Below are 25,872 nucleotides of genomic sequence, written 5' to 3' on the forward strand. Positions count from 1 at the left end.
GCAACTAGCCCCCTCCCGGCGGTCCTTCAAGGCCGCGGACACCCTGGTGGGAGACCAGGCCCAGGGCTCGCAACAGTACTCCATTTGGACCATGTGCGTGGATGGGCACGCCGCCCAACTTCTGGCAACGCTTGCGACTTGGCCGTCGGCAACCGGTTTTACGGATCATGAACGTGGCGAACTTCACGCAATCCCCAGAAACGGAACTAATGGTTTCCGCTGTACGTCCCTATCTCGTGCAGTCGGTGGATCAATGTCGATCAAGTACGGGAAAGGCAGGCAAGTTCCGGGTATGCGTGAGACGCCCGACGCGGGTCGCAAACGGATCGACCTGAGCGTCCCCCAGGTCGCGGGCAGCGCTCTCGCGGCCGTCGTGGCGGCCAAACTGGCGTCGTACTTCGGGGTGTACGGCACGATTTTCGGCGCGGGAGTCGTCAGCATCGTCGCCACTTGTGGGGGCACGGTGTTCCAGCACTTCTTCAAGCGGACGGGGGAGCAGTTGCGGGAGGCGACGGTCGCGGCCCGTCCCAGGGAGCAAGTGCCACCGGCTCCGGGCGAGTTCACCGAGGGCACCCTCTACCGCGCGCGGGTGAAGAGCCGGCGGCGGCCGGTGGTCGCGGCCGCCCTCGTGTTCGGAGTGACCATGGGCGGCATCACGACGTATGAACTGGTGTCCGGCAACAGCTTCAACGGCGGCACTGGTACGACGGTCAGCGACGCCGTCACCGGCCAGGGCTCTTCCTCCGTGACGCCCGACGCGCCCGCCAAGTCCCAGGAGACACCGGCTCCTTCGGAGACTCCGTCCCGCGAGCACGCGCCCGGTGCCGGCGACGGTACGGCCCACAGCGCGACGCCGGCGCCCGGCGACTCCCCGGGCGGCGGGGCGAGTGACGGCCCGAGCCCGCCGCCGACCCCCACGCCCAGCGGGGCCGCCCAGACGCCTACGACCCCAGAACCCTCCGCAAGTAGTCGTTCTGGAACAGCCGTTCCGGGTCAAGGCGGTCCCTCAGCGCAGTGAACTCGCCGAAACGCGGGTACACGCGCGTGAAGTACTCGGCGTCCCGGGTGTGCACCTTGCCCCAGTGCGGCCGGCCCTCGTGGGCGGTGAAGATGCGCTCGGCGGCGGTGAAGTAGGCCTGATAGGGCGTGCCCCGGAACATGTGGACGGCGACATAGGCGCTGTCCCGGCCGGAGGCGGTGGACAGGGTGATGTCGTCGGCCGGGGCGGTGCGCACCTCGACAGGGAAGCTGACCCGCAGCCCCGAGCGTTCGACCATGCTCTTCAGCTCGCCGAGCGTCTGCGCCAGGGCCGCACGCGGGACGGCGTACTCCATCTCCAGGAAGCGCACCCGGCGCGGCGAGGTGAAGACCTTGTACGGGATGTCCGTGTAGGTCCGCGCGGACAGGGCCTTGCTGGAGATCCGGGCGATGGCGGGAACGGTGGCGGGGGCGGCGCGGCCGACCCACTGGGCCACCTGGAAGACGCCGTTGGAGAGGAACTCGTCCTCGAACCAGCCGGCCAGCTGCCCCACGGGCTGCTCGGGACCGGCGCTGCGGTTGTTCCGCTTGGTGTTGGTGTTGCCGGTGTGCGGGAACCAGTAGAACTCGAAGTGCTCGTTCTCCGCCCAGAGTTGATCGAACTCGGCGAGGACCCGGTCCAGGGGCATCGGCTCCTCGCGCGCGGTGAGCAGGAAGATCGGCTCCACGGCGAACGTGATCGCGGTGACGATGCCGAGGGCGCCGAGGCCTATTCGGGCGGCCGCGAACACCTCGGGGTTCTCCTTCTCGGAGCAGGTGAGCACCGAGCCGTCCGCCGTGACGAGTTCGAGCGCTGTGATCTGGGCGGCGATCGAGGCCGACTCGCGGCCCGTGCCGTGCGTGCCGGTGCTGGTGGCCCCGGAGACGGTCTGCTCCATGATGTCGCCCATGTTGGTGAGCGACAGTCCCTCGCGCGCCAGAGCCGCATTGAGTCTCTTGAGCGGGGTGCCGGCCTCGACCGTGACCGTCATGGCTGCACGATCAATCTTGCGAATACCGGTCAACAGTTGAGGGCGGATCAACACTCCGTCGGTGGCGGCTATGGACGTGAAGGAGTGGCCGGTCCCGACCGCCTTCACCTTCAGACCGTCCTCGGCGGCCCGGCGCACCGCCGCCGCCAGTTCCTCCACCGACGCCGGTGCGACCTGCCGGGCGGGCCGGGCGGAGACATTCCCGCCCCAGTTACGCCAGGTGCCGTTCTTCCCGCTCGCTGTGCTGCTCAACGGTGCCTCCCCGACCCGCGGCCGGCCTGCGCAGCCGGCGGTACCCGAGGAAACCGACCGCGACCGCGACGGCCCCGGACACGGCCGGAACCCCGTACCCGGCCCGCGCCCCGGCTGCGTCGATCACCGAGCCGGCCACGGACGAGCCGAGCGCGACCCCGACCGCGAGGCCGGTGCTCACCCAGGTCATACCTTCGGTGAGCTGCGCGCGAGGTACGTGCTCTTCGATGAGGGACATCGTCGTGATCATCGTCGGTGCGATGGACAGCCCCGAAACGAACAGCGCCACGGCCAGAAGCGGCAGGTTTCCGACCAGTAGGAGGGGGATCATACTCACGGCCATCGCCGCCACGCCCAGCAGCCAGCGGCGTTCCGGCGCCCCGGCGAACCGCAGCAGCCCGAAGACCACCCCGGCCACGCAGGATCCGGCCGCGTACAGCGCCAGGACCACGCTCGCGGCGCCCTTGTGGCCGCGCTCGTCGGCGAAGGCGACGGTGACCACGTCCACCGACCCGAAGATCGCGCCGGTCGCCGCGAAGGTGGCCACCAGCACCTGCAGCCCGGCCGAGTGCAGGGCCGTACCGCCGCCGTGGTGCTCGCGCGGGTGCGGCTCCGGTTCGGTGGCGCGCTGGGAGGTGAGCCAGAAGACGCCGGCGGCCAGGAAACAGGCGGCGAGCAGCGGCCCGGCCTCCGGGAACCAGGTCGTGGACAGTCCGATGGAGATGATCGGGCCGAAGATGAAGCAGACCTCGTCGACGACCGACTCGAACGAGTACGCGATGTGCAGCTTGCCGGTGCCCCGGTACAGCGCCGCCCAGCGGGCCCGGATCATCGCCCCCAGGCTCGGCACCGAACCGATCCCGGCCGCGCACCCGAACAGCACCCAGTCCGGCCACTTCAGGTGCGCGGTGAGCAGCAGCCCGGCCGCCGCCGTGAGGGCCACCAGGGTCGCGGGACGCAGCACCCGGCGCTGCCCGTGCCGGTCGACCAGCCGGGAGATCTGCGGCCCGATCGCCGCGGCGGACAGCGCGATGGTCGCCGACAGTGCCCCCGCGAGCCCGTACCGCCCGGTCAGCTGGGAGACCATCGTGACCACGCCGATGCCCATCATCGACAGCGGCATCCGGCCGAGGAATCCCGCGGCGGAGAACGCCTTGGTGCCGGGTTCGGCGAACAGGGCTCTGTAGGGGCTGGGCACGGGGTCTCCGAAGCGGCTCGGTAAGGCGCGAATACGGCTGATACAGCTTACGAGTTAGGGGACCCTAACGGCACCTGATTTTGCCTGCGGGAAAAACCGGCATAAACCGACTGGAACCCGACTCGTCACCCCGCTGTTTCCTGGCTGTCAGTACCGAGTGGCAGGATCGAGACATGCCTGACGCGCTCGATGCCACCCCGTACGACGCCCTGCTCCTGCTCTCCTTCGGCGGCCCCGAAGGCCCGGACGACGTGGTCCCGTTCCTGGAGAACGTCACGCGCGGGCGCGGCATCCCGAAGGAACGCCTGAAGGAAGTCGGGCAGCACTACTTCCTGTTCGGCGGGGTCAGCCCCATCAACGACCAGAACCGCGCCCTGCTGGACGCCCTGCGCAAGGACTTCGCCGAGCACGGCCTGGACCTGCCGGTCTACTGGGGGAACCGCAACTGGGCGCCGTACCTGACGGACACCCTGCGCGAGATGGTCGCCGACGGCCGCCGCCGCATCCTCGTGCTCGCCACCAGCGCCTACGCCTCCTACTCGGGCTGCCGCCAGTACCGCGAGAACCTGGCCGACGCGCTGGCCACCCTGGAGGCCGAGGGCCTGCCGCTGCCGAAGATCGACAAGCTGCGGCACTACTTCAACCACCCGGGCTTCGTCGAGCCCATGATCGACGGCGTGCTGCGCGCCCTCGAAGATCTTCCCGAGGACGTCCGCGCGGGCGCCCACATCGCCTTCACCACCCACTCCATCCCGACCTCCGCCGCCGACACCTCCGGCCCGGTCGAGACCCACGGCGAGGGCGGCGCCTACGTCGAGCAGCACCTGGACGTGGCCCAGCTGATCGCCGACGCCGTCCGCGAGCGCACCGGCGTCGACCACCCCTGGCGGCTGGTCTACCAGTCGCGCTCCGGCGCCCCGCACATCCCGTGGCTGGAACCGGACATCTGCGACCACCTTCAGGAGCAGCACGCGGCGGGCGTCCCGGCCGTCGTCATGGCGCCCATCGGCTTCGTCTCCGACCACATGGAGGTCCTCTACGACCTCGACACCGAGGCCAAGGCCAAGGCAGGGGAACTGGGGCTGCCGGTGCGCCGCTCGGCCACCGTCGGCGCCGACCCCCGGTTCGCCGCCGCAGTCCGCGACCTGATCACGGAGCGCGCCGCCGTGGAGCGCGGCCAGGAGGTCACCCCGTGCGCCCTGGGTGCGCTGGGCGCGAGCCACAACCTCTGCCCGGTCGGCTGCTGCCCCGCCCGTGCGCCCTACCCGGCCGCCGCCGGCGCCGACAGCCCCTACGCGTGAGGAGACCCGTGACCGACCCCCTGCACCGGGAACTGCTGGAGCTGGCCCAGGAGGCCGCCCGCCGCGCCGGTGAGCTGCTGCGGGACGGCCGACCGGCCGACCTGGCAGTGGCGAGGACCAAGTCCAGCCCGATCGACGTCGTCACCGAGATGGACATCGCCGCGGAGAAGCTGATCACCGATCTGATCTCCGGCCGGCGGCCCGACGACGGATTCCTCGGCGAGGAGGGCGCCTCCGTGGCGGGCACCAGCGGCGTCCGCTGGGTGATCGATCCGCTCGACGGCACGGTGAACTACCTGTACGGGCTGCCGACCTGGGCGGTGTCCATCGCGGCCGAGCAGGACGGCGAGACCGTCGCCGGGGTCGTCGCCGCTCCGATGCGCGGCGAGACGTACCAGGCGGTGCGGGGCGGCGGCGCGTGGGCCACCGGCGCATGGGAGGGCGAGCGGGCGCTCGCCTGCCGTCCCGCGCCCCCGCTGGACCAGGCGCTGGTCTCCACCGGCTTCAACTACGTCGCCGAGGTCCGCGCCCACCAGGCCGAGGTGGCCGGCCGGCTGATCCCGCTGCTGCGGGACATCCGGCGCGGCGGCTCTGCGGCGGTCGACCTGTGCGATGTGGCCTGCGGCCGGCTCGACGGGTACTACGAGCGGGGGCTGAACGCGTGGGACTTCGCGGCGGGCGACCTGATCGCCCGGGAGGCGGGCGCGCTGGTCGGTGGGCGGCCCGGGGAGCGGCCGTCGCGGGATCTGACCGTCGCCGGGTCGCCGGGGGTGTTCCAGCCGCTGCAGGGGCTGCTGGAGGAGTTCGGGGCGTGGCATGACTGACCGAGCCCGCAGGTGAGAAACAACCGAGCCCGCAGGTGAGAGACGGACGGGACCCCCGGCGCTGGATTCGCCGGGGGTCCCGTTGTTGCGCTTTCGGGCCGATCAGACGCGTGACGCGCCGACCTCCACACCGTGTTCGGCGGCGAGGCGTCGCAGGTCGTCGAGCTCTGCCTGCTCCACTTCGACGAGGAAGTCGTCACCCTCGTCACGAGCCCGCGACAGGTCGGACTCGGTCGCCCTTATGCGCTGCAGAAGTCCTGCGGTGAAAGCGTCCATGCTGCGCCCCCTCGTCCTGGGTCGTGGGTCGGTGGCACGGGGGTGTGCCTGTTTGGGAAAGGGGCGATCACGTCTCTCACGGGTGCCCAGCGCTGCCCTGCTGGGCGGCGACGGTGCCGGACACCCGCGCCCACTCTGCGGAAGCGGATCGCGGAGTACCGCATGGTGCTGCGGCACATGCAGAGCGTGATCGCGGGGTGTAAAGCCGTCCTCCCCCCACTCCCTCACCCGGAAACCTCAACCGGAGGAGAAAATCTCGTATTCCCGCCCCGGAGCGCGGATCCGTGCGGTCCACAACCCGCCTTACAGCCGACTTACGGCCGAAAAGGGCAGGATGGAGGTCACACCCCACGAACACCCCTGCCCGCACGCGCCCACGGCGCGCTACGCGGGTGGACATGAGGAAGGACAAGCGACGTGCGCGTACTCGTCGTCGAGGACGAGCAACTGCTCGCCGATGCGGTGGCCACCGGACTGCGCCGGGAGGCCATGGCCGTCGACGTCGTGTACGACGGTGCGGCCGCCCTGGAGCGCATCGGCGTGAACGACTACGACGTGGTCGTCCTCGACCGCGACCTCCCGCTGGTGCACGGCGACGACGTCTGCCGCAAGATCGTCGAGCTGGGCATGCCCACGCGCGTGCTCATGCTCACGGCGTCCGGCGACGTCAGCGACCGGGTCGAGGGCCTGGAGATCGGCGCCGACGACTATCTCCCCAAGCCCTTCGCGTTCAGCGAACTGATCGCGCGCGTGCGCGCCCTCGGCCGTCGTACGAGCGTTCCCCTGCCGCCGGTCCTGGAGCGCGCCGGCATCAAGCTGGACCCCAACCGCCGCGAGGTCTTCCGTGAGGGCAAGGAGATCCAGCTCGCGCCCAAGGAGTTCGCGGTGCTGGAGGTGCTCATGCGCAGCGAGGGCGCGGTGGTCTCGGCGGAGCAGCTGCTGGAGAAGGCCTGGGACGAGAACACCGACCCGTTCACCAACGTCGTGCGGGTGACCGTGATGACCCTGCGGCGCAAGCTGGGCGAGCCGCCGGTGATCGTCACCGTCCCCGGCTCCGGCTACCGGATCTGATCCGCCATGGCCGCCACACCCGCGCCGCCCCAGGCGCCACCGAAACCCACCTGGGACCCCAGAAGGCCGCAGCCGCCCTTCCCGTGGCTGCGCCCGACCATCCGCATACGGCTCACGTTGCTCTACGGCGGCATGTTCCTGATCGCCGGCATCCTGCTGCTGTCGATCATCTACCTCCTGGCCGCGCAGGCGATCAGCACCGGCAACCAGCCGCTGTTCAAGATCGTCAGCGGGACGAACATCCGGGTCACCAGCGACAACTGCCCCGCGATCACCGCGATCAACTCCAACCCGGTGCCGCTGTCGGACTTCAACGAAGTGATCGCTCACTGCGTGGATCAGCAGCGCCAGGCGGCCCTGGACGACCTGCTCAGCCGCTCCCTGCTGGCCCTGCTGGGCCTCGCCGTGATCGCCTTCGCGTTCGGTTACGCGATGGCCGGCCGCGTGCTGTCCCCGCTGGGCCGGATCACCCGCACCGCCCGTCAGGTGGCCGGGTCCGACCTGTCCCGCCGGATCGAGCTGGACGGCCCGGACGACGAGCTGAAGGAGCTGGCGGACACCTTCGACGACATGCTGGAGCGGCTCCAGCGGGCCTTCACCGCCCAGCAGCGCTTCGTCGGCAACGCCTCCCATGAGCTGCGCACCCCGCTCGCGATCAACAGAACGCTTCTGGAGGTCCATCTGTCGGACCCGAACGCGCCGGTGGAGCTGCAGCAGCTGGGCAAGACGCTGCTGGCCACCAACGAGCGCAGCGAGCAGCTCGTCGAGGGTCTGCTGCTGCTCGCCCGCAGCGACAACCAGATCGTCGAGCGGGGGCCCGTCGACCTGGCCGAGGTCGCCACCCAGGCCATCGACCAGGTGCACGCCGAGGCCGAGGCCAAGGGCGTGAAGATCCGCGGCGAGCGCAAGCCGGTGGTGGTGCAGGGCAACGGCGTGCTGCTGGAGCGGATCGCGCTGAACCTGCTGCAGAACGCGGTGCGGTACAACGTGTCGGATGAGGGCTGGGTCGAAGTGACCACCGAGGTCCAGCACGGGCAGGCGGTGCTGACCGTCACGAACACCGGGCCGGTGGTGCCGGCGTACGAGATCGACAACCTTTTCGAGCCCTTCAGACGGCTCCGTACGGAGCGCACAGGCAGCGACAAGGGCGTGGGACTCGGCCTGTCCATCGCCCGGTCCGTGGCCCGCGCGCACGGCGGCCACATCGTGGCGCAGCCCCGCGAGGGCGGGGGTCTGGTGATGCGGGTCACCCTGCCGCTGTGATCCGTGACCGGCCCACCTGGGCCCGGAATCGACACACACGGGAGATGTTCGCTTTACGCGGAATTTTTCAGCCTCCGAATGGGCTTGCCGTTGTGTGATCGATCACATGGACGGATTTTCAGCCATGTACTCTCTGTGATCATGAAACATGGCAGAAAGCCGGGAAAGTCCCAGTTTTCAGGGCTCATGATCACGGGAAGTACACGGTGAGGCGCCTTTGAGGTGCGGCATTCGAACCGTGTACGGTCCTCACCGCCATCCAAGCCGATCACTCTTGAGAGGTCGGGTTGGGTGTCGATTGAGTAACAGACCTTGATGTGAGGCAAAATCTCCGCCTCAGGTCGGGCACAAGTCCGGCCTCTCACGCGTTACGTGCGCTGGAGACACCGCAGACACCCAGAGGGGGAGAGCGATATGGCAACGGATTACGACACTCCACGCAAGACCGACGACGACGTCGACTCGGACAGCCTTGAAGAGCTGAAGGCCCGGCGGAACGACAAGTCCACCTCGTCGGTGGACGTCGACGAGTTCGAGGCCGCCGAGGGCCTCGAACTGCCCGGCGCCGACCTCTCGAACGAGGAGCTGGCCGTCCGGGTGCTGCCGAAGCAGCAGGACGAGTTCACCTGCATGAGCTGCTTCCTGGTGCACCACCGCAGCCAGCTGGCCCGGGAGAAGAACGGTCAGCCGATCTGCCGCGACTGCGACTGAGGAGGGGTCGGCCGTGTCTGGCTCGACCCCTCCACGGAAGCGCCGCTTCTCCTCCCTGGGGAAAGCGGACGAAGAGCCGTCCGACGGCTCGTACGGCGCGCGTGACGACGAGCGGGGCGCACCCGGAGTGGTGGCCCCGCTCGAACCGGCGACCGACCGGGCGGACCACCCGGCGCCGGTGCAGCAGCCCGCGCCCGTCGCCCGGCGACGGGCTGCGGTGATGCGCGACAGGGCCTGGGACCTGGCCCGGGAAGGGGTCCGCAGGGGCGGCAGCGGCGCCCGCGTGGGCCTGGCCTACCTCGCGGACCGCATCATCGAGATCGCCCCGCGTGTCCCCGTACGTGACCTCGCGACCCTGCGCCGGCAGTTCCCGGGTCTCGGACCCGAAGAACTCGCCGACAAGCTGGTGGCGGGCGCGGCGGCCGGCACCTCGACGGTGGGAGCCGGGATCGGAGCGGCGGCGATGCTGCCGGTGCCGCCCGCGATGCCGACCGAACTGGCCGCGGAGATCACCGGGGTCGCCGCGATCGAGCTGAAGCTCGTCGCCGAACTGCACGAGGTCTACGGCGTACGGCCGCCGGGGAACATCAAGACCCGCAGTACCGCGTATCTGTCCTCCTGGTCGGGGGAGCGCGGCATCGACGTGATGAAGCCGTCGACGTACGACGCGGCCCTCAGCGTCCGCATGAAGCGCGAACTGCGCCAGCAGATCATGAAGCGGGTGGTCCGCGACCTGCCCAACCTCATGCCCTTCATGGTGGGCGCCGCGGTCGGGGCGGTCATGAACCGCCGGGACACCAAGAAACTCGCCGCGCACGTCCGGGCCGACCTGCGCAAGATCCAGGTGCCCTGGGAGGAACTGGCCGAGCTGCCGCCGCTGGAGGAGCCGGCGGAACCGCTGAAGCTGCGCGACCTCCCCGAAGAGCTCTAGCCGGCCCGCCGGAGGGCTACGCGTCCGCCTTGCGCGCGGCCTCGATCGCCGCCGCCAGCTTCTCCGGCTCCCGCGTCGACAGATACAGGTACGGCGTCGGGTCCTCCGGGTCCGTGACCTCCACCCGCAGCGCCGTGGGGATGTAGGCGCGCAGCAGCAGGAAGGCGCGCGTGTCGGCCTTGTACGTCCGCCAGGCACGGGCCTCCTCCGCGTCCAGCACCTCCGAGTCGCCCAGCGCCGACACCGGGATCTTCGCCTCGCCCGCGATCAGCGAGTCGCCCACGACCCGGATGCGCAGGGAGCCGTACGCACTGGCGACCACTGCCGCCGCGGCCGTACCGCCGACCAGGCCGCCCAGCAGCGGCAGAGTGCCGAAGGGAAGCAGGATCAGGGCGAAGGAGACGCCCACCAGGAAGCTGATCAGCCACCACGAGCGGGGGGTGGTGAGGCGTTCTTCGTAGGGGGTGGCGGAGAGCTGCATGGAGCCAAGCTTGGCACGGGATCCGTATCGCCCCGACGCGCGGGTAAGGTCTGCGCCTGTGAGTGGTAGTTCCGCAAGCCTTCAGCCCCCCGCCGACGCGGTGAAGCCGGTACGGCACCCCGACGCGCCCGCGCCCGGAGAACTCCTCGGCGCCCACTACGCACACTGTTTCGGCTGTGGCCCCGGGCAGTCGCACGGACTGCACCTGGAGGCCCGGGCCGGCGAGGGTGTCTCGCTGACCGCCGAGTTCACCGTCCAGCCCGCCCACCAGGGCGCCCCGGGCCTCGCGCACGGCGGAGTGCTGGCCACGGCCCTCGACGAGACCCTCGGCTCGCTGAACTGGCTGCTGCGGACCATCGCCGTCACCGGCCGGCTGGAGACCGACTTCGTGCGGCCCGTGCCCGTCGGCACCACGCTGCACCTGGAGGCGGAGGTCACCGCCGTCGCCGGGCGGAAGATCTACTCCACCGCCACCGGCCGCATCGGCGGCCCCGACGGGCCCGTCGCGGTCCGCGCCGACGCCCTCTTCATCGAGGTCAAGGTCGACCACTTCACCGACCACGGCCGCGAGGAGGAGATCCAGGCCGCCATGAGCGACCCGGACCAGATCCGGCGTACCCGCGCCTTCGAGGTGAACCCGTGAGCCGTGGCCCCCTGAACGTGCTGCTCCGGCGCGTCGACCCCGACGTACCGCTTCCGGCGTACGAGCATCCGGGGGACGCCGGAGCCGATCTGCGCACCACCGAGCCGTGCGCACTGGGTCCCGGGGAGCGAGCCGTGCTCCCCACGGGTGTGTCGATCGCCCTGCCCGAGGGGTACGCGGCCTTCGTGCACCCACGCTCCGGTCTCGCCGCTCGCTGCGGTGTCGCCCTCGTCAATGCCCCGGGGACGGTTGATGCCGGGTACCGTGGGGAGATCAAGGTGATCGTGGTGAATCTCGACCCGCGTGAGAGCGTGCGGTTCGAGCGCTTCGACCGGATTGCCCAACTGGTCGTCCAGCAGGTCGAGAGGGTCCGCTTCCAGGAGGTCGCGGAGCTTCCCGACTCCACGCGGGCCGAAGGGGGCTTCGGGTCCACCGGCGGTCATGCCGCGGTGGGCGGCGAGAGCGGCACAAGCGGTCAGGCCGCCGATGGCGGTCCGACGGGTGGGAATCGATACGCTTCGGTCGTATCCGACCGGGAAGGACAGTGACGTGTTCGGACGTCGCAAGAAGAAGGGTGCCGCCGAGGACGCGGCCGGCGAGGCCGAGCAGGTCGTCGACAGCGTCGACACCGAGGCGGACGAGGAAGAAGCCGAGGCCGAGCGCGAGCGCGTCCGGCTGGAGCCCGGGCCGCGGCCCGACGGGCCGTGGGACAGCAGCGAGGTGCGCGACCCGGCCGAGGGCCGGGTGGACCTCGGCGGACTGTTCGTACCGGGCGTCGACGGCATGGAGCTCAGGGTCGAGGTCGCCGGTGACGCGATCGTCGCCGCGACTGTCGTGCTGCGCGACAGCGCCATCCAGCTCCAGGCCTTCGCCGCGCCCAAGCGCGAGGGCATCTGGGGCGAGGTCCGCGAGGAGATCGCGTCCGGTATCACCCAGCAGGGTGGCATCGTCGACGAGGCCGAGGGCCCGCTCGGCTGGGAGCTGCGCGCCCAGGTACCGGTGCAGCTGCCCGACGGCACGGGTGGTTTCCAGGTCGTGCGGTTCGTGGGCGTGGACGGCCCGCGGTGGTTCCTGCGCGGTGTGATCTCCGGGCAGGGCGCGGTGCAGCCGCAGGCCGCCGGGCTGCTGGAGCAGATCTTCCGCGACACGGTCGTGGTCCGTGGTGAGGGGCCGATGGCGCCTCGCGACCCGATCGTCCTCAAGCTGCCGAACGACGCGCAGATGGTCCCCGAAGGGGTGCAGCAGGAGGAGGGCTCCCGCTTCTCGGGCGGGATGGGTCAGCTGCAGCGCGGGCCGGAGATCACGGAGGTCCGCTAGGCGCTCCGCTGGGTTCAGCAGGGATGTACGGGCCGTGCCTTTGCGGGGTGCGGCCCGTTTTGCGGTTCGCGCCGTCGCCGAGCGCGGGTTCGTCGTGGTTGCTCGGGCAGTTCCCCGCGCCCCTTTGGGGCGCGATACTGGCGCCCCATCGATGGGGGAGGCCGTATGGGCGGACGGGTGGTCACCGGGACCATGGTGCGGGTCGAGGACGTGCACAAGTCGTACGGGCGCGGTGCCGCGGTGGTGCATGCCCTGCGCGGGGGTCTCGCTGGAGGTGCGGCGGGGTGAGCTCGTCGCTCTCAAGGGGCGTTCCGGGTCCGGGAAGACCACTCTGCTGAACATCGTCGGCGGGCTCGACACGCCCGACCGGGGGCGGGTCGAGGTGGACGGGCGGCAGCTGGGGGAGCTGGGCGAGAGCGAGCTGCTGCGGCTGCGCCGGGACCGGATCGGGTTCGTCTTCCAGTCCTTCGGGCTCATTCCGATCCTCACCGCCGCCGAGAACGTCGGCGTACCGCTCGGGCTGCGCCGGGCCGACCCGCGCGAGCGCGAGGAGCGGGTCGAGCTGCTGCTCTCCCTCGTCGGGCTGGCGGGCCATGCCGCCCAGCGGCCCGGTGAGCTGTCCGGCGGGCAGCAGCAGCGGGTCGCCATCGCCCGCGCCCTCGCCAACAGGCCGGCCCTGCTCCTCGCCGACGAACCGACCGGCCAGCTCGACGCCGAGACCGGGCACGCCGTCATGGAGCTGCTCCGGGCCGTCGTACGCAGCGAGGGGCCGGCCTCCGCCGACCCGGACGGACCCCCGTCCGCGCTGGTCGCCACGCACGACGCGACCCTCCTCGACCTGGCCGACCGAGTGCTGGAACTGCGCGACGGCGAGATCGTCGAGCACTGAACCGGGCGGCCGTCAGCACTCTCATCAGGGTTGCGTCAAAGTTGCCCGTCGCCCGCCCCTCCGTCACGTTTGGCCGTGATTGTTGGCCGTAAGGTCGACGCTGCGTAGGCAGCAGTCACCGGAAGACAATGGAGCCATGGCACGCGGCAAACTTCGGATCTACCTCGGTGCGGCACCGGGCGTGGGCAAGACCTACGCCATGCTTTCCGAGGCGCACCGCCGCGTGGAGCGGGGCACCGACTGTGTCGTGGCCTTCGTCGAGCACTACGACCGGCCGCGCACCGAGGTGATGCTGCACGGCCTGGAGCAGGTGCCGCGCCGGCGGCTGGAGTACCGGGACAGCACCTTCGGCGAGATGGACGTCGACGCCGTGCTGCGCCGGGCGCCGGCCGTCGCCCTGGTGGACGAACTCGCCCACACGAACATCCCCGGCTCCCGCAACGCCAAGCGCTGGCAGGACGTGGAGGAGCTGCTCGCCGCGGGTGTGGACGTGATCTCCACCGTCAACATCCAGCACCTGGAGTCACTCGGCGACGTCGTGGAATCGATCACCGGCGTGCGGCAGCGCGAGACCGTCCCGGACGAGGTGGTACGGCGGGCCGATCAGATCGAGCTGGTCGACATGTCCCCGGAGGCGCTGCGCCGGCGGATGGCGCACGGCAACATCTACCAGCCGGACAAGGTCGACGCGGCCCTGTCCAACTACTTCCGCCCCGGCAACCTCACCGCGCTGCGCGAACTGGCGTTGCTGTGGGTGGCGGACCGGGTGGACGAGTACCTGAACGCCTACCGCAGCGAACACCAGGTCTCCAAGATCTGGGGCTCCCGCGAGCGGATCGTGGTCGGGCTGACCGGCGGCCCCGAGGGGCGCACCCTCATCCGGCGTGCCGCGCGGCTCGCGGAGAAGGGCGCCGGCGGCGAGGTGCTCGCCGTGTACATAGCCCGCAGCGACGGGCTGACCTCGGCCTCCCCGAAGGAGCTGGCCGTTCAGCGCACCCTCGTCGAGGACCTGGGCGGCACCTTCCACCACGTGGTCGGCGACGACATACCGGCCGCGCTGCTGGACTTCGCGCGGGGCGTGAACGCCACCCAGATCGTGCTGGGCTCCTCGCGCCGCAAGGCCTGGCAGTACGTCTTCGGGCCCGGCGTCGGCGCCACGGTCGCCCGGGAGTCGGGGCCCGACCTCGACGTCCACATCGTCACCCACGAGGAGGTCGCCAGGGGCCGCGGGCTGCCCGTGGCCCGGGGCGCCCGGCTCGGGCGGGCCCGGATCATCTGGGGCTGGACGGTGGGCCTGCTGGGCCCCGCGGTCCTCGCGGTGCTGCTGAACAGCGTGGCCCTCGGCCTCGCCAACGACATGCTGCTGTTCCTGACCGTCACCGTCGCGGCGGCGCTGCTCGGCGGCCTGCTGCCCGCGCTGGCCTCGGCGGCCTTCGGCTCGCTCCTGCTGAATTACTTCTACACCCCGCCCCTGCACCGGCTGACCATCGCGGATCCCAAGAACATCGTCGCCATCGCGATCTTCTTCGGCGTCGGCATGTCGGTCGCCTCGGTGGTGGACCTGGCCGCCCGGCGCACCCACCAGGCCGCCCGGCTGCGCGCCGAGTCGGAGATACTCTCCTTCCTCGCCGGGAACGTGCTGCGCGGCGAGACCAGTCTGGAGGAGCTGCTGGAGCGGGTCCGGGAGACCTTCGCGATGGAGTCGGCCGCGCTGCTGGAGCGGGCGGGCGACACCGAGCCCTGGACCTGCGCCGGGCGCGCCGGATTCGGCCGGCCGCTGGAGCGGCCCGAGGACGCCGACGTCGACATGCCGGTCGGCGACCACTTGGCGCTCGCGCTCACCGGCCGGGTGCTGCCCGCCGAGGACCGCCGGGTGCTCGCCGCCTTCGCCGCGCAGGCCGCCGTCGCCCTGGACCGCCGGCGCCTGCAGGAGGAGGCCGACCAGGCCCGCGCGCTCGCCGAGGGCAACCGCATCCGCACCGCCCTGCTCGCGGCCGTCAGCCACGACCTGCGCACCCCGCTGGCCGGCATCAAGGCGTCGGTGTCCTCGCTGCGCTCCGACGACGTCGAGTGGTCCGACGAGGACCGTGCCGAGCTGCTGGCCGCCATCGAGGAGGGCGCCGACCGGCTGGACCACCTCGTCGGCAACCTCCTCGACATGTCCCGCCTGCAGACCGGTACGGTCACGCCGCTGATCCGCGAGATCGACGTGGACGAGGTCGTACCGATGGCACTCGGGGGCGTCCCGGAGGGCAGCGTCGAGCTGGACGTGCCCGAGAGCCTGCCGATGGTCGAGGTCGATCCCGGGCTGCTGGAGCGGTCCGTGGCCAACCTGGTGGAGAACGCCGTCAAGTACAGCCCGAAGCGCAGGCCCGTGCTGGTCTCCGCCAGCGCCATCGCCGACCGGGTCGAGGTGCGCGTGGTGGACCGCGGGCCGGGCGTACCGGACGAGGCCAAGGACCGGATCTTCGAGCCGTTCCAGCGGTACGGCGACGCCCCCCGCGGTGCCGGGGTCGGGCTCGGCCTCGCGGTCGCCCGGGGCTTCGCTGAGGCCATGGGCGGCACTCTCACCGCCGAGGACACGCCGGGCGGCGGACTCACCATGGTCCTGAGCCTGCGGGCGGCGGGATCCGGTCCCGAGCCCCTGGACCTGGGCCCGGACATCGCAGAACCAGAAAGGCAGACCCTATGACGACCCGGGTGCTCGTGGTCGACGACGAGCCGCAGATCGTGCGCGCCCTCGTGATCAACCTGAAGGCGCGCAAGTACGAGGTCGACGCGGCGCCCGACGGCCGTACCGCCCTGGACCTCGCGGCCTCCCGGCACCCCGACGTGGTCGTGCTGGACCTGGGCCTGCCCGACATGGACGGCGTCGAGGTGATCAGGGGCCTGCGCGGCTGGACCCGCGTGCCCATCCTGGTCCTGTCCGCCCGGCACTCCTCGGACGAGAAGGTCGAGGCGCTGGACGCGGGCGCCGACGACTACGTCACCAAGCCCTTCGGCATGGACGAGCTGCTGGCCCGGCTGCGGGCCGCGGTGCGGCGGGCCGAGCCGGTCGGGCCCGGCGAGGACGACGTGACGAGCGTCGAGACCGAGGGCTTCACCGTCGACCTGGCCGCCAAGAAGGTCAACCGCGCGGGCAAGGACGTCCGCCTCACCCCGACCGAGTGGCACCTGCTGGAGGTGCTGGTCCGCAACACCGGCCGGCTGGTCGGCCAGAAGCAGCTGCTGCAGGAGGTGTGGGGGCCGTCGTACGGCACCGAGACCAACTATCTGCGCGTGTACATGGCCCAGCTGCGGCGGAAGCTGGAGACGGACCCCTCGCACCCGAAGCACTTCATCACCGAGCCGGGTATGGGCTACCGGTTCGAGAAGTGAGCGCTGCCAAGTGAGCGGGCTGCGAAGTGAGCTTGGCTACGGCGCTGTCGGTGTGCCCCGGTACGCTTCAGGTATGAGTGCTGTTCCTCGTTCCGAAAAGCCGGCCGGCCGGTTCCGGCGCATGCTCGACCGGCTCTCCTCGTCGCAGGAGGACCTGGAGTCCGAGGAACTGCGCGAGGACGCCGACGCCGCGGGCTGTACGAAGATCGGCGACTGCCACGACCGGCAGATCGTCACCGTAACTGGTACCTTGCGCACGGTCACCCTGCGTCCGCGCGCCGGGGTCCCCGCCCTGGAGGCCGAGCTGTTCGACGGCTCCGCCGCGCTGGACGTGGTGTGGCTCGGCAGGCGTTCCATCGTGGGCATAGAACCGGGGCGCAAGCTGATCGCATCGGGCCGGATCTCGATGAGCCGCGGCCGCCGGGTGCTGTTCAACCCGAAATACGAACTGCGACCCCTCGGACGGGAGTAGCCGGTGACGTCCCTCGACAAGCCGACCGAAGGCACCGACCAGAGTCCGCCCGACGGAACCGGCGATGCCCGTGCGGTGACCGAGGCCGCGCTGTTCGACGCGTTCGGCGGTGTCCGCGGCATGGTCGAGACGGTCGTGCCGGGCCTGCTCTTCGTCGCGATCTTCACGATCGACAAGAACCTGCACGTGTCGGCGATCGCCGCGCTGATCGTGTCCCTGGTCCTGGTCGTGGTCCGGCTCGCCATGAAGGACACCGTCAAGCACGCCTTCAGCGGTGTCTTCGGTGTGGCCTTCGGTGTCGTCTTCGCGATGTTCACCGGAAACGCCAAGGACTTCTACCTCCCCGGCATGCTCTACACGCTGGGCCTGGCGGTGGCGTACATCGTCACGACGCTGGCCGGTGTGCCCCTGATCGGCCTCATCCTCGGCCCGGTCTTCAAGGAGAACCTCTCCTGGCGCACCCGCAACCCCGGCCGCAAGAAGGCCTATGCGAAGGCGAGTTGGGCCTGGGGCCTGATCCTGCTCGCCAAGTGCGCGATCCTCTTCCCGCTCTACTGGTGGTCCGACACCGCCAAGCTCGGCTGGGTCCTGGTCGCCCTGAAGATCCCGCCGTTCCTGCTGGCGGTCTGGCTCACCTGGATCTTCCTCGCCAAGGCCCCCGCGCCCATCGACGTCTTCGCCGAGATGGAGGCCGAGGAGAAGGCCGAGGCGGAGCGCAAGGCGGCGCTGGCCGCCGAGGGCGGCGAGGCAACCGGCGGACGGCACCGCCGGGAGGCCTAGCCGGCACGGCACCGCGGCTTCCCAGCGGCCGGCCTCACGTGAGGCGGCTGAAGGCTGAGGGAAACACCTGGGAGCTCAGGTGGTCGGGCCATTCGTACCGGCGGACCTCGCCCGCGTACGAACCCACTCCGTGGTGGGCATCCCCGGGGCATCCCTCCACCGCGACCGGGACATCTTCGAGGTGATGTACGGCAGCGCCCTGCCGGCGTGCTGCTGCGGCACCGGCGTGAGCGGCGGACGGCCGGTGGCCGGGGCCGGAGTCCCTGAGCGTCCGCACGTGAAGGGCCCGGCGGATCCGGCGATCCCCGGGCCCTTGGCGCGGCAGCGCATTCGCGGCTGGGGGACGGCACCGTCGGGAGGGTCAGCCGAGCGTGGCACTGCGGCTTGGCACCGGTTCGGGGCTCACCGAGGGTCCCGGGCCGTTCGCGTGGCCTTCTCGCGGTGAAGGGGCGTGTGCTGCCGTGGCGCCGGCTGAGCGAGGGGGGTGCTGCCGACGGTCAGCGCAGCGTGAAGGGCCCGGCGATCCGGCGGTCCCGGGGCTTTTGGCGCGGCAGCGCATTCGCGGCTGGGGGACGGCACCGCCGGGAGGGTCAGCCGACCGTGGCACCGCGGCTTGGCACCGGTTCGGGGCTCACCGAGGGTCCCGGGCCGTTCGCGTGGCCTTCTCGCGGTGAAGGGGCGTGTGCTGCCGTGGCGCTGGCTGAGCGAGGGGGGTGCTGCCGACGGTCAGCGCAGCGTGAAGGGCCCGGCGGATCCGGCGATCCCCGGGCCCTTGGCGCGGCAGCGCATCGGCTAGCTCGTTGTGTCCTCGCGCCGCACCGACAGCAGCTCCTCCAGCTGTTCCTCGCGGGCCTGGGCGGCCACGAAGAGGAGTTCGTCGCCCGGCTCCAGGGAGTCCTCCTTGGACGGGGTCAGCACGCGGGTGCCGCGGATGATCGTGACGAGGGAGGTGTCCTCGGGCCACTGGACGTCGCCCACCTGGGTGCCGGCCAGGGCCGACTCCTCGGGCAGGGTCAGCTCGACGAGGTTGGCGTCACCGTGGCTGAAGCGCAGCAGCCGGACCAGGTCGCCGACGCTCACCGCCTCCTCGACCAGGGCGGACATCAGGCGCGGGGTGGAGACGGCCACGTCCACGCCCCACGCCTCGTTGAACAGCCACTCGTTCTTCGGGTTGTTGACACGGGCGACGACGCGCGGGACGCCGTACTCCGTCTTGGCGAGCAGCGAGACGACCAGGTTGACCTTGTCGTCGCCGGTCGCGGCGATGACGACGTTGCAGCGCTGCAGCGCCGCCTCGTCCAGGGACGTGATCTCGCAGGCGTCGGCCAGCAGCCACTCCGCCTGGGGCACCCGCTCCACCGAGATGGCGGTCGGGGCCTTGTCGATGAGCAGGACCTCGTGGCCGTTCTCCAGCAGCTCGCCCGCGATCGAGCGACCGACGGCACCGGCTCCGGCAATGGCGACCCTCATCAGTGACCGCTCTCCTCTTCCGGGCCCTGGGCGAACGCCGCCTCGACCTTCTCGACGTCGTCCGACCGCATCATCACATGCACGAGGTCGCCCTCCTGCAGCACCGTCTGCGAGGTCGGCAGGATCGCTTCGCCGAGGCGGGTCAGGAACGCCACGCGGACGCCCGTCTCCTCCTGCAGCTTGCTGATCTTGTGCCCGACCCACTTCGGGGAGGCGTGCACCTCGGCGAGCTGCACCCCGCCGGTGGGGTCGCGCCACAGCGGCTCGGCACCGGAGGGCAGCAGCCGGCGCAGCATCTGGTCGGCGGTCCAGCGGACCGTCGCCACGGTGGGGATGCCCAGACGCTGGTAGACCTCGGCACGGCGCGGGTCGTAGATACGGGCGGCCACGTTCTCCACGCCGAACATCTCGCGGGCCACGCGCGCGGAGATGATGTTGGAGTTGTCACCGCTGGAGACGGCCGCGAAGGCGCCGGCCTCCTCGATGCCCGCCTCACGCAGGGTGTCCTGGTCGAAGCCGACACCGGTGACTCGGCGGCCACCGAAGCCCGGGCCCAGCCGGCGGAAGGCGGTGGGGTCCTGGTCGATCACGGCGACCGTGTGGCCCTGTTGCTCCAGGGTCTGGGCAAGAGCGGAGCCCACTCTTCCGCAGCCCATGATGACGATGTGCACGACCGTCCTTCCGGTGTCCAAAAGTTACTGCTCAGCATCAGGGTCTCAGACCGAGGCCCAAAGCTACACACGGGCGCCGGGGGCGGGCACCCCCCTGCGCCGGTTCGCCATGATCACCCTCCGCGATCACGCGCGTGAGCAGCGTCAGCGATCGGCGTCCGCGATCAACGGGGGCGGAGTCCGGCGAGTGATGCTGCGCACGCTGCACAGGGCCAGGATTCCGATGCCGACGAGGGCGACAGTCGCCCCGATCAGCTCCGCGGTGGCGGGCATGGGTCCTCCGAGGTGCGCGATGACAAGCGGGGTCTGCCATCTAGGCACGGGGAGCGCGCGGACCACGGAATCCGCAGTTCCGTGCGCCCCTGATTTCACTCGTGAGGCAGATGACACAGACCGGGTGGGCGGCTGCCAGTTCGAAGGCCTACCATCCTCTCTCGTGTCCAAACTGACCGACGTGCCCAAACGGATCCTGATCGGGCGCGCACTGCGCAGTGACCGGCTGGGCGAAACGCTCCTGCCGAAGCGCATTGCACTCCCCGTCTTCGCCTCCGACCCGCTGTCCTCCGTCGCCTACGCACCGGGCGAGGTCCTGCTGGTCCTGTCCGTCGCAGGCGTGTCGGCGTACCACTTCAGCCCGTGGATCGCCGTCGCGGTCGTGGTGCTGATGTTCACGGTCGTCGCCTCCTACCGGCAGAACGTCCACGCCTACCCGAGCGGCGGCGGCGACTACGAGGTCGCCACCACCAACCTGGGCTCCAAGGCGGGCCTCACGGTGGCCAGCGCCCTGCTCGTGGACTACGTCCTCACCGTCGCCGTCTCCATCGCCTCCGGCATCGAGAACCTCGGCTCCGCCGTCCCGTTCGTGGTCGAGCACAAGGTGCTGTGCGCGGTCGCCGTGATCGTGCTCCTGACGCTGATGAACCTGCGCGGTGTGAAGGAGTCCGGCAAGCTCTTCGCGATCCCGACCTATGTCTTCGTCGGCGGCGTCTTCATCATGATCGCGTGGGGCGCCGTCCGGGGCCTGGTCCTCGGCGACACCATGCACGCCCCGACCGCGGACTTCCACATCAAGGCCGTGCACCAGGGTCTCGCGGGCTTCGCGCTCGTCTTCCTCCTGCTGCGCGCCTTCTCCTCCGGCTGTGCCGCGCTGACCGGTGTGGAGGCGATCTCCAACGGCGTCCCGGCCTTCCGCAAGCCCAAGTCGAAGAACGCGGCGACCACGCTCGCGATGATGGGCCTGCTGGCCGTCACCATGTTCTGCGGCATCATCGCCCTCGCCATGTCGACCAAGGTCCGCATGGCCGAGAACCCGGCCACCGACCTGATCCGGGGCGGTCACCCGATCGGCTCCGGCTACGTCCAGAACCCGGTGATCTCCCAGGTCGCCGAGGCCGTCTTCGGCAAGGGCAGCTTCCTGTTCGTGGTCCTCGCGGCAGCCACCGCGCTGGTCCTGTTCCTGGCGGCGAACACGGCGTACAACGGCTTCCCGCTGCTCGGCTCGATCCTCGCCCAGGACCGCTACCTCCCGCGCCAGCTGCACACCCGCGGCGACCGCCTCGCCTTCTCCAACGGCATCGTGCTGCTCGCGGGCGCCGCGACCCTGCTGACGTTCATCTACGGCGCCGACTCCACGCGGCTCATCCAGCTGTACATCGTCGGCGTGTTCGTGTCCTTCACGCTCAGCCAGACCGGCATGGTCAAGCACTGGAACCGGCACCTGGCGGTCGAGCAGGACCCGGCGGTGCGCCGCCGCATGATGCGCTCCCGCGCGATCAACGCGTTCGGTGCCTTCTTCACGGGGCTGGTGCTGGTCGTCGTCCTGGTCACGAAGTTCACGCACGGCGCCTGGGTGGCCCTGCTCGGCATGTGCCTCTTCTACGCGACCATGACCGCGATCCGGAAGCACTACGACGGCGTCGCCGAGGAGCTCTCGGCCCCCGAGGAGCCGGACGACGACCTGGTCCGCCCGTCCCGTGTGCACTCGGTCGTCCTGATCTCCAAGATCCACCGACCCACCCTCCGGGCCCTGGCCTACGCCAAGCTGATGCGCTCGGAATCCCTGGAGGCGCTGACGGTCAACGTCGACCCGGCCGAGACCAAGGTGCTGCACGAGGAGTGGGAGCGGCGCGGCATCGACGTACCGCTGAAGGTCCTGGACTCGCCCTACCGCGAGATCACCCGCCCGGTGATCGAGTACGTCAAGAGCCTGCGCAAGGAGTCGCCGCGCGACGCGGTCTCCGTGATCATCCCCGAGTACGTGGTCGGCCACTGGTACGAGCATCTGCTGCACAACCAGAGCGCCTTGCGCCTGAAGGGCCGCCTGCTGTTCACGCCGGGCGTGATGGTGACCTCGGTGCCCTACCAGTTGCAGTCCTCCGAAGCGGCCAGGCAGCGGGCCCGCAAGCGGCAGGAGTGGAACGCGCCGGGTGCGGTGCGGCGCGGTCCGGCGGCGGAGCGGCCCAAGGAGCCGACGACGGCCAAGGACTGAGCCGGGGGCTCGGCCCGCTGAGCCCGGGCCTCGGCCTGTGGTGAACGGCCGGACGACAGCCACGTAGACTGGTGGGCTGTTGTCCGGCCGTTTCCCGTTCCCGATCTGGAGTCACCCCGCCATGCAGGCAGAACCGAAGAAGTCGCTGGTCGGGGAGGAGTACGAGGTCGAGATCGGCTCCGTCGCCCATGGCGGCCACTGCATCGCCCGCACGGCCGAGGGCCAGGTGCTGTTCGTCCGGCACGCGCTGCCGGGAGAACGTGTGGTGGCGAAGGTGACCGAGGGCGAGGAGGGAGCCCGCTTCCTCCGCGCGGACGCGGTGGCGATCCTGGAGGCGTCCAAGGACCGCATCGAGGCCCCCTGCCCCTTCGCCGGCCCCGGCCGCTGTGGCGGCTGCGACTGGCAGCACGCCAAGCCCGGCGCCCAGCGGCGATTCAAGGGCGAGGTGATCGCCGAGCAGCTCAAGCGGCTCGCGGGTCTCACGCCCGAGGAGGCCGGCTGGGACGGCACGGTGATGCCGGCCGAAGGCGACAAGCTGCCGGCCGGCCAGGTCCCGCAGTGGCGCACGCGTGTGCAGTACGCCGTCGACGCCGAGGGCCACGCGGGTCTGCGCCGCCACCGCTCCCATGAGGTCGAGCGGATCGACCACTGCATGATCGCGGCGGAGGGCGTCAGCGAGCTGGGCATCGAGCGGCGGGACTGGACCGGCATGGAGTCGGTCGAGGCGATCGCGGCGACGGGCTCGCAGGACCGCCAGGTGATCCTGACGCCGCGCCCGGGTGCCCGCCTCCCCCTGGTGGAACTGGACAAGCCGGTGTCGGTCCTCAGGGTCGACGAGAAGTCCGGCGGGGTGCACCGCGTCCACGGCCGCCCCTTCGTCCGCGAACGCGCGGACGGCCGTACCCACCGCGTCGGGAACGGCGGCTTCTGGCAGGTCCACCCGAAGGCGGCGGACACCCTGGTGACGGCGGTCATGCAGGGCCTGCTCCCGCGCAAGGGAGAGATGGCCCTGGACCTCTACTGCGGCGTGGGGCTGTTCGCGGGGGCGCTGGCCGACCGGCTCGGCGAGAAGGGCGCGGTGCTCGGCATCGAGTCCGGCAAGCGTGCGGTGGAGGACGCCCGCCACAACCTCGCCGACTTCCCGCGGGTGCGCATCGAACAGGGCAAGGTCGAGTCGGTCCTGCCGCGCACGGGCATCACCGAGGTCGACCTGATCGTCCTGGACCCGCCCAGGGCCGGCGCGGGCCGCGCGACGGTGGACCACCTCTGCTCCCTAGGCGCCCGCCGCGTCGCCTACGTCGCCTGCGATCCCGCCGCCCTGGCCCGGGACCTGGCGTACTTCCGCGAGGGCGGGTACCGGGTGCGGACGCTTCGGGCGTTCGATCTGTTTCCGATGACGTCGCACGTGGAGTGCGTAGTTATTCTTGAGCCCGCTACAAAGGGGCTCTGACCTGCGGGTTTTTGGGGTTCCTCGGGTGAGGCCGGTTGTGCTCGACCTGTTTCCCACAGTCCACCGGGTGGAGCGCGCCACAGGCTCGCTCCATGCATCTCACCTGCGCTTTTGTGCAGCGGTGTGCCGACGGGGGAGCGGCATACTCAGTCGATGAGGGGCGGTTGGGAAAATTCTTGACGCTCATTCGACGCACGACACCATGCTTGGCATCGCCCGCCTCCAGGTTTGTGATCGGCCAGGGCGTGCTCGACGGTGATGCGGTCGGATGAGTGGCCGTGCCGATCGCGTTCCCACTGTTCGACTCTGCCGGGCAGTGCTCCGGGGCGTGGCTTTCTGGGCGGGGTGAGGGCCTGGCCTGGATAGTCACGGCTCAGGCCCAGGTAGCCGTCGTCGAGTAACACTTCGACCAGGTCGAAGTGGTGGAAGCAGCTGGTGATGCCCGCGGCGCGAGCCGCGGTCGCATCGTGCATCCATCCCGGCCGCAGGCCATCGGCCCACAGGGTGCGGCCCTGGCTGTCTGCGATAACGGTGCCCTTCATCGTGTTCTGCTTCTTCTTGCCCGACACGAATGCCCGCCTGCCGCCCCGGCCCGCGGCCGGCCGTCGGACCTGCACCTCGGTGGCGACCAACCACAGCTCGACACCTTCGGCCTGGGCGTAGGCGAACACGTCCTCCAGCGTTCGAAGCCGCATCCCAGGCCTGTCGGGAACAGCAAAGCCCCGCTCCGCCAGCAGCCGGCGCATCTCACCGACGGCTCGGGTGACGGTCGAGCGATCGACACCGAACAGTACTGCCAGCACAGCGTGCGGCAGATCGTGTCGCAGATGAATCAGCGTGGCCAACAGCCGGTCCACAAACACCAGCCGATAGTCGGCACCGGCACCTTGCGCACGTCTCCTCACACCGCCTCATTGCTGGAAACGCCGCCCCTCCACCGCGGCTGCCCAACGGGCGGTCCAACTCCTCGACCAGGGACGCGAGATGAGCCATCGAGACGCCCGTGAACAACGGATGCGCCAACACCGTCCGATCGACCATGCCCCTCACCACACGAGCATGCCCACCCGCTATCACGCACCAACTCGTAAGGAAGTCGATGGCTTGGCGTTGGAGGCGGAGCCGGACGTGGGCGTGGACGCCGGCGGTGACGCCGATGTGGGAGTGGCCGAGGAGTTCCTTGATGACGACGAGGTCCACGCCCTGCCCCAGGAGCACGGTCGCCGTCGAGTGTCGGAGGTCGTGGAAGCGGATGCGGCGGAGTCCGGCCCGGTCGAGGAAGCTGCGGAAGCGACGGGTGATGTTGGCGGGGTCGAGAGGTCCACCGGTCGGCGTGGTGAAGACCAGGCCGCTGTCCTTCCAATCCGACCCGACGGTCTCGCGCTCCATGTCCTGCCGCTCCTTGTGTTCCTTGAGGGAGCGGATGCATTCGGTGGGTGGCGAGGCGGCGTTCGGATGCTCGGGTTTTGGCGGGCAGATGTGAGGGCGTGGGCGGGGACGCGGCGGGCGTGGCCGAGGGTGATCGGGGCGAGCTGTCGGGTGCGGAGCAGGTCGTAGACGGAGCGGCCGAGCTGGAGGCGGGCCATGACCTGGGAACCGTCAGCAGTTCCTCCGGCGTGCTCGGCCCCCCAGGTGGGGCGCGGCGCATGCGTGGTGATCAGCAGCCTTCTTCGGCGATGAACTGCCGTGCGAGTTCTCTTCGATGCCAGAGGGCGGCTGCGAGGAGTGCGGCGCCGGGGCTGTAGCCGGTGCCGAGGTAGGCCCAGTGACCGATTACGAGCGTGGTGTCCGGGTCGTGTTCGGGCCGGTTGGCGTGGACGCGGGCCTGTTCGGTGCGCCAAGCGCGGCGGGCGGCGCGCAGCGCGCCGAGGGTGGTGGAGTAGGAGCGGGACGTGGTGGAGATGTGGCCCCGGAAGCCGAGCATGTGCGCCCACTTCCAGAGCTTGAGGTCGGCGAACTCCGCCAGCCTGCCGAGGGAGGGGAAGGAGGCGCGTCAC

The 25,872-nt window shown here is 70.7% G+C and carries 23 protein-coding genes and 5 pseudogenes; 17 read left to right on the top strand and 11 right to left on the bottom strand.

What is annotated here, in order from left to right:
* Nucleotides 1-292: 292 nt before the first annotated feature.
* On the top strand, nt 293-1,018 hold the full coding sequence (locus ACZ5NH_RS28645; protein WP_468779226.1) for a hypothetical protein: 726 nt from the start codon (nt 293-295) through the stop codon (nt 1,016-1,018).
* Here ACZ5NH_RS28645 and ACZ5NH_RS28650 read toward each other — a convergent pair.
* Both ACZ5NH_RS28650 and ACZ5NH_RS28655 read right to left on the bottom strand, forming a co-directional pair.
* Nucleotides 942-2,261 carry a D-arabinono-1,4-lactone oxidase gene (locus ACZ5NH_RS28650; RefSeq protein WP_468779228.1) on the bottom strand — a complete coding sequence of 440 codons (1,320 nt, stop codon included), beginning with the start codon at nt 2,259-2,261 and terminating at the stop codon, nt 942-944. The two genes, ACZ5NH_RS28645 and ACZ5NH_RS28650, sit on opposite strands and share 77 nt — an antisense overlap.
* Entirely contained in the window at nt 2,221-3,459 is a 1,239-nt protein-coding gene (locus ACZ5NH_RS28655; RefSeq protein WP_468779230.1) for an MFS transporter, read from the bottom strand. The genes ACZ5NH_RS28650 and ACZ5NH_RS28655 overlap by 41 nt, the downstream gene beginning before the upstream one ends.
* A 173-nt stretch (nt 3,460-3,632) precedes the next feature.
* Between ACZ5NH_RS28655 and ACZ5NH_RS28660 the strand changes: the two genes are divergently transcribed.
* Nucleotides 3,633-4,760: a ferrochelatase gene (locus tag ACZ5NH_RS28660; RefSeq protein WP_468779231.1), complete on the top strand. Its 1,128-nt coding sequence runs from the start codon at nt 3,633-3,635 to the stop codon at nt 4,758-4,760.
* Nucleotides 4,761-4,768: 8 nt separating this feature from the next.
* On the top strand, nt 4,769-5,584 hold the full coding sequence (locus tag ACZ5NH_RS28665; protein ID WP_451554715.1) for an inositol monophosphatase family protein: 816 nt from the start codon (nt 4,769-4,771) through the stop codon (nt 5,582-5,584).
* Nucleotides 5,585-5,686: 102 nt separating this feature from the next.
* On the opposite strand, the gene ACZ5NH_RS28670 is transcribed toward ACZ5NH_RS28665, so the two are convergent.
* On the bottom strand, nt 5,687-5,860 hold the full coding sequence (locus ACZ5NH_RS28670) for a hypothetical protein (protein WP_023546087.1): 174 nt from the start codon (nt 5,858-5,860) through the stop codon (nt 5,687-5,689).
* Nucleotides 5,861-6,277: 417 nt separating this feature from the next.
* Between ACZ5NH_RS28670 and ACZ5NH_RS28675 the strand changes: the two genes are divergently transcribed.
* The 4 genes from ACZ5NH_RS28675 (at nt 6,278) to ACZ5NH_RS28690 (ending at nt 9,836) form a co-directional block, all read left to right on the top strand.
* Entirely contained in the window at nt 6,278-6,931 is a 654-nt protein-coding gene (locus tag ACZ5NH_RS28675) for a response regulator transcription factor (protein WP_023546086.1), read from the top strand.
* Nucleotides 6,932-6,937: 6 nt separating this feature from the next.
* Nucleotides 6,938-8,194 (top strand): sensor histidine kinase, encoded by a 1,257-nt coding sequence (locus ACZ5NH_RS28680; RefSeq protein ID WP_468779234.1) that lies wholly within the window; start codon nt 6,938-6,940, stop codon nt 8,192-8,194.
* A gap of 414 nt (nt 8,195-8,608) precedes the next feature.
* A complete protein-coding gene (locus ACZ5NH_RS28685; protein WP_003997302.1) occupies nt 8,609-8,905 on the top strand; it encodes a DUF4193 domain-containing protein in 297 nt (98 codons plus the stop codon).
* 13 nt (nt 8,906-8,918) lie between these two features.
* Nucleotides 8,919-9,836, top strand: a complete 918-nt coding sequence (locus ACZ5NH_RS28690; RefSeq protein WP_468779236.1) for a hypothetical protein — start codon at nt 8,919-8,921, stop codon at nt 9,834-9,836.
* Between the two features lie 16 nt (nt 9,837-9,852).
* Here the strand turns inward: ACZ5NH_RS28690 and ACZ5NH_RS28695 are convergent, their stop codons facing one another.
* Nucleotides 9,853-10,317, bottom strand: coding sequence for a DUF3093 domain-containing protein (locus ACZ5NH_RS28695; protein WP_388624829.1), 465 nt, complete (start codon nt 10,315-10,317; stop codon nt 9,853-9,855).
* A 58-nt stretch (nt 10,318-10,375) separates the two neighbouring features.
* On the opposite strand from ACZ5NH_RS28695, the gene ACZ5NH_RS28700 reads away from it, so the two are divergent.
* From ACZ5NH_RS28700 to ACZ5NH_RS28735, 8 genes and pseudogenes are all read left to right on the top strand, one after another.
* The gene (locus ACZ5NH_RS28700) at nt 10,376-10,960 is read left to right on the top strand and encodes a PaaI family thioesterase (RefSeq protein WP_388624826.1); all 585 of its coding nucleotides are present in this window, start codon (nt 10,376-10,378) and stop codon (nt 10,958-10,960) included.
* The gene (gene dut, locus ACZ5NH_RS28705; RefSeq protein WP_468779239.1) at nt 10,957-11,508 is read left to right on the top strand and encodes a dUTP diphosphatase; all 552 of its coding nucleotides are present in this window, start codon (nt 10,957-10,959) and stop codon (nt 11,506-11,508) included. Before ACZ5NH_RS28700 ends, dut begins: the two co-directional genes overlap by 4 nt.
* Nucleotide 11,509: 1 nt before the next feature.
* Complete coding sequence (locus ACZ5NH_RS28710) at nt 11,510-12,277, top strand: DUF3710 domain-containing protein (protein WP_388624820.1); 768 nt, start codon at nt 11,510-11,512, stop codon at nt 12,275-12,277.
* A 165-nt stretch (nt 12,278-12,442) separates the two neighbouring features.
* Nucleotides 12,443-13,166 (top strand): annotated as a pseudogene (locus ACZ5NH_RS28715) (ABC transporter ATP-binding protein).
* 136 nt (nt 13,167-13,302) lie between these two features.
* Nucleotides 13,303-15,858: an ATP-binding protein gene (locus ACZ5NH_RS28720; RefSeq protein WP_468779241.1), complete on the top strand. Its 2,556-nt coding sequence runs from the start codon at nt 13,303-13,305 to the stop codon at nt 15,856-15,858.
* Nucleotides 15,855-16,544 carry a response regulator gene (locus ACZ5NH_RS28725; RefSeq protein WP_388624811.1) on the top strand — a complete coding sequence of 230 codons (690 nt, stop codon included), beginning with the start codon at nt 15,855-15,857 and terminating at the stop codon, nt 16,542-16,544. Before ACZ5NH_RS28720 ends, ACZ5NH_RS28725 begins: the two co-directional genes overlap by 4 nt.
* A 73-nt stretch (nt 16,545-16,617) precedes the next feature.
* Nucleotides 16,618-17,016 (top strand): OB-fold nucleic acid binding domain-containing protein, encoded by a 399-nt coding sequence (locus ACZ5NH_RS28730; RefSeq protein ID WP_351806002.1) that lies wholly within the window; start codon nt 16,618-16,620, stop codon nt 17,014-17,016.
* Between the two features lie 3 nt (nt 17,017-17,019).
* Nucleotides 17,020-17,796, top strand: coding sequence for a DUF3159 domain-containing protein (locus ACZ5NH_RS28735; protein WP_388624808.1), 777 nt, complete (start codon nt 17,020-17,022; stop codon nt 17,794-17,796).
* 792 nt (nt 17,797-18,588) lie between these two features.
* Here ACZ5NH_RS28735 and ACZ5NH_RS28740 read toward each other — a convergent pair.
* The 3 genes from ACZ5NH_RS28740 to ACZ5NH_RS28750 form a co-directional block, all read right to left on the bottom strand.
* A complete protein-coding gene (locus ACZ5NH_RS28740) occupies nt 18,589-19,266 on the bottom strand; it encodes a potassium channel family protein (RefSeq protein WP_055704257.1) in 678 nt (225 codons plus the stop codon).
* Nucleotides 19,266-19,937: a potassium channel family protein gene (locus tag ACZ5NH_RS28745; protein ID WP_055704256.1), complete on the bottom strand. Its 672-nt coding sequence runs from the start codon at nt 19,935-19,937 to the stop codon at nt 19,266-19,268. The genes ACZ5NH_RS28740 and ACZ5NH_RS28745 overlap by 1 nt, the downstream gene beginning before the upstream one ends.
* Before the next feature lie 144 nt (nt 19,938-20,081).
* Nucleotides 20,082-20,210 carry a hypothetical protein gene (locus tag ACZ5NH_RS28750; protein WP_468779245.1) on the bottom strand — a complete coding sequence of 43 codons (129 nt, stop codon included), beginning with the start codon at nt 20,208-20,210 and terminating at the stop codon, nt 20,082-20,084.
* 163 nt (nt 20,211-20,373) lie between these two features.
* Here ACZ5NH_RS28750 and ACZ5NH_RS28755 point away from each other — a divergent pair, with 163 nt between their 5' ends.
* Nucleotides 20,374-22,425 (top strand): APC family permease, encoded by a 2,052-nt coding sequence (locus ACZ5NH_RS28755; protein WP_468779247.1) that lies wholly within the window; start codon nt 20,374-20,376, stop codon nt 22,423-22,425.
* A gap of 121 nt (nt 22,426-22,546) precedes the next feature.
* On the top strand, nt 22,547-23,875 hold the full coding sequence (locus ACZ5NH_RS28760) for a class I SAM-dependent RNA methyltransferase (RefSeq protein ID WP_468779249.1): 1,329 nt from the start codon (nt 22,547-22,549) through the stop codon (nt 23,873-23,875).
* Nucleotides 23,876-24,102: 227 nt separating this feature from the next.
* On the opposite strand, the pseudogene ACZ5NH_RS28765 reads toward ACZ5NH_RS28760, so the two are convergent.
* The 4 pseudogenes from ACZ5NH_RS28765 to ACZ5NH_RS28780 form a co-directional block, all read right to left on the bottom strand.
* Nucleotides 24,103-24,916 (bottom strand): annotated as a pseudogene (locus ACZ5NH_RS28765) (transposase); the annotation flags it as partial.
* Between the two features lie 48 nt (nt 24,917-24,964).
* Nucleotides 24,965-25,352: pseudogene (locus tag ACZ5NH_RS28770) on the bottom strand (tyrosine-type recombinase/integrase); the annotation flags it as partial.
* Nucleotide 25,353: 1 nt separating this feature from the next.
* Nucleotides 25,354-25,523 (bottom strand): annotated as a pseudogene (locus tag ACZ5NH_RS28775) (helix-turn-helix domain-containing protein); the annotation flags it as partial.
* A gap of 9 nt (nt 25,524-25,532) precedes the next feature.
* A pseudogene (locus ACZ5NH_RS28780) lies at nt 25,533-25,850 on the bottom strand (replication initiator); the annotation flags it as partial.
* Between the last annotated feature and the right edge of the window lie 22 nt (nt 25,851-25,872).

This window comes from Streptomyces sp. NPDC031426, from assembly GCF_055581585.1.

Excerpts from the sequence above, each read along its gene's own strand:
- ACZ5NH_RS28685 (WP_003997302.1), top strand. The coding sequence starts at position 8,609 with ATGGCAACGGATTACGACACTCCACGCAAGACCGACGACGACGTCGAC.
- ACZ5NH_RS28760 (WP_468779249.1), top strand. The coding sequence starts at position 22,547 with ATGCAGGCAGAACCGAAGAAGTCGCTGGTCGGGGAGGAGTACGAGGTC.
- ACZ5NH_RS28645 (WP_468779226.1), top strand. The coding sequence starts at position 293 with ATGCGTGAGACGCCCGACGCGGGTCGCAAACGGATCGACCTGAGCGTC.
- ACZ5NH_RS28695 (WP_388624829.1), bottom strand. The coding sequence starts at position 10,317 with ATGCAGCTCTCCGCCACCCCCTACGAAGAACGCCTCACCACCCCCCGC.
- ACZ5NH_RS28730 (WP_351806002.1), top strand. The coding sequence starts at position 16,618 with ATGAGTGCTGTTCCTCGTTCCGAAAAGCCGGCCGGCCGGTTCCGGCGC.
- ACZ5NH_RS28750 (WP_468779245.1), bottom strand. The coding sequence starts at position 20,210 with ATGCCCGCCACCGCGGAGCTGATCGGGGCGACTGTCGCCCTCGTCGGC.
- ACZ5NH_RS28670 (WP_023546087.1), bottom strand. The coding sequence starts at position 5,860 with ATGGACGCTTTCACCGCAGGACTTCTGCAGCGCATAAGGGCGACCGAG.
- ACZ5NH_RS28660 (WP_468779231.1), top strand. The coding sequence starts at position 3,633 with ATGCCTGACGCGCTCGATGCCACCCCGTACGACGCCCTGCTCCTGCTC.
- ACZ5NH_RS28720 (WP_468779241.1), top strand. The coding sequence starts at position 13,303 with ATGGCACGCGGCAAACTTCGGATCTACCTCGGTGCGGCACCGGGCGTG.
- ACZ5NH_RS28740 (WP_055704257.1), bottom strand. The coding sequence starts at position 19,266 with ATGAGGGTCGCCATTGCCGGAGCCGGTGCCGTCGGTCGCTCGATCGCG.
- ACZ5NH_RS28680 (WP_468779234.1), top strand. The coding sequence starts at position 6,938 with ATGGCCGCCACACCCGCGCCGCCCCAGGCGCCACCGAAACCCACCTGG.
- ACZ5NH_RS28725 (WP_388624811.1), top strand. The coding sequence starts at position 15,855 with ATGACGACCCGGGTGCTCGTGGTCGACGACGAGCCGCAGATCGTGCGC.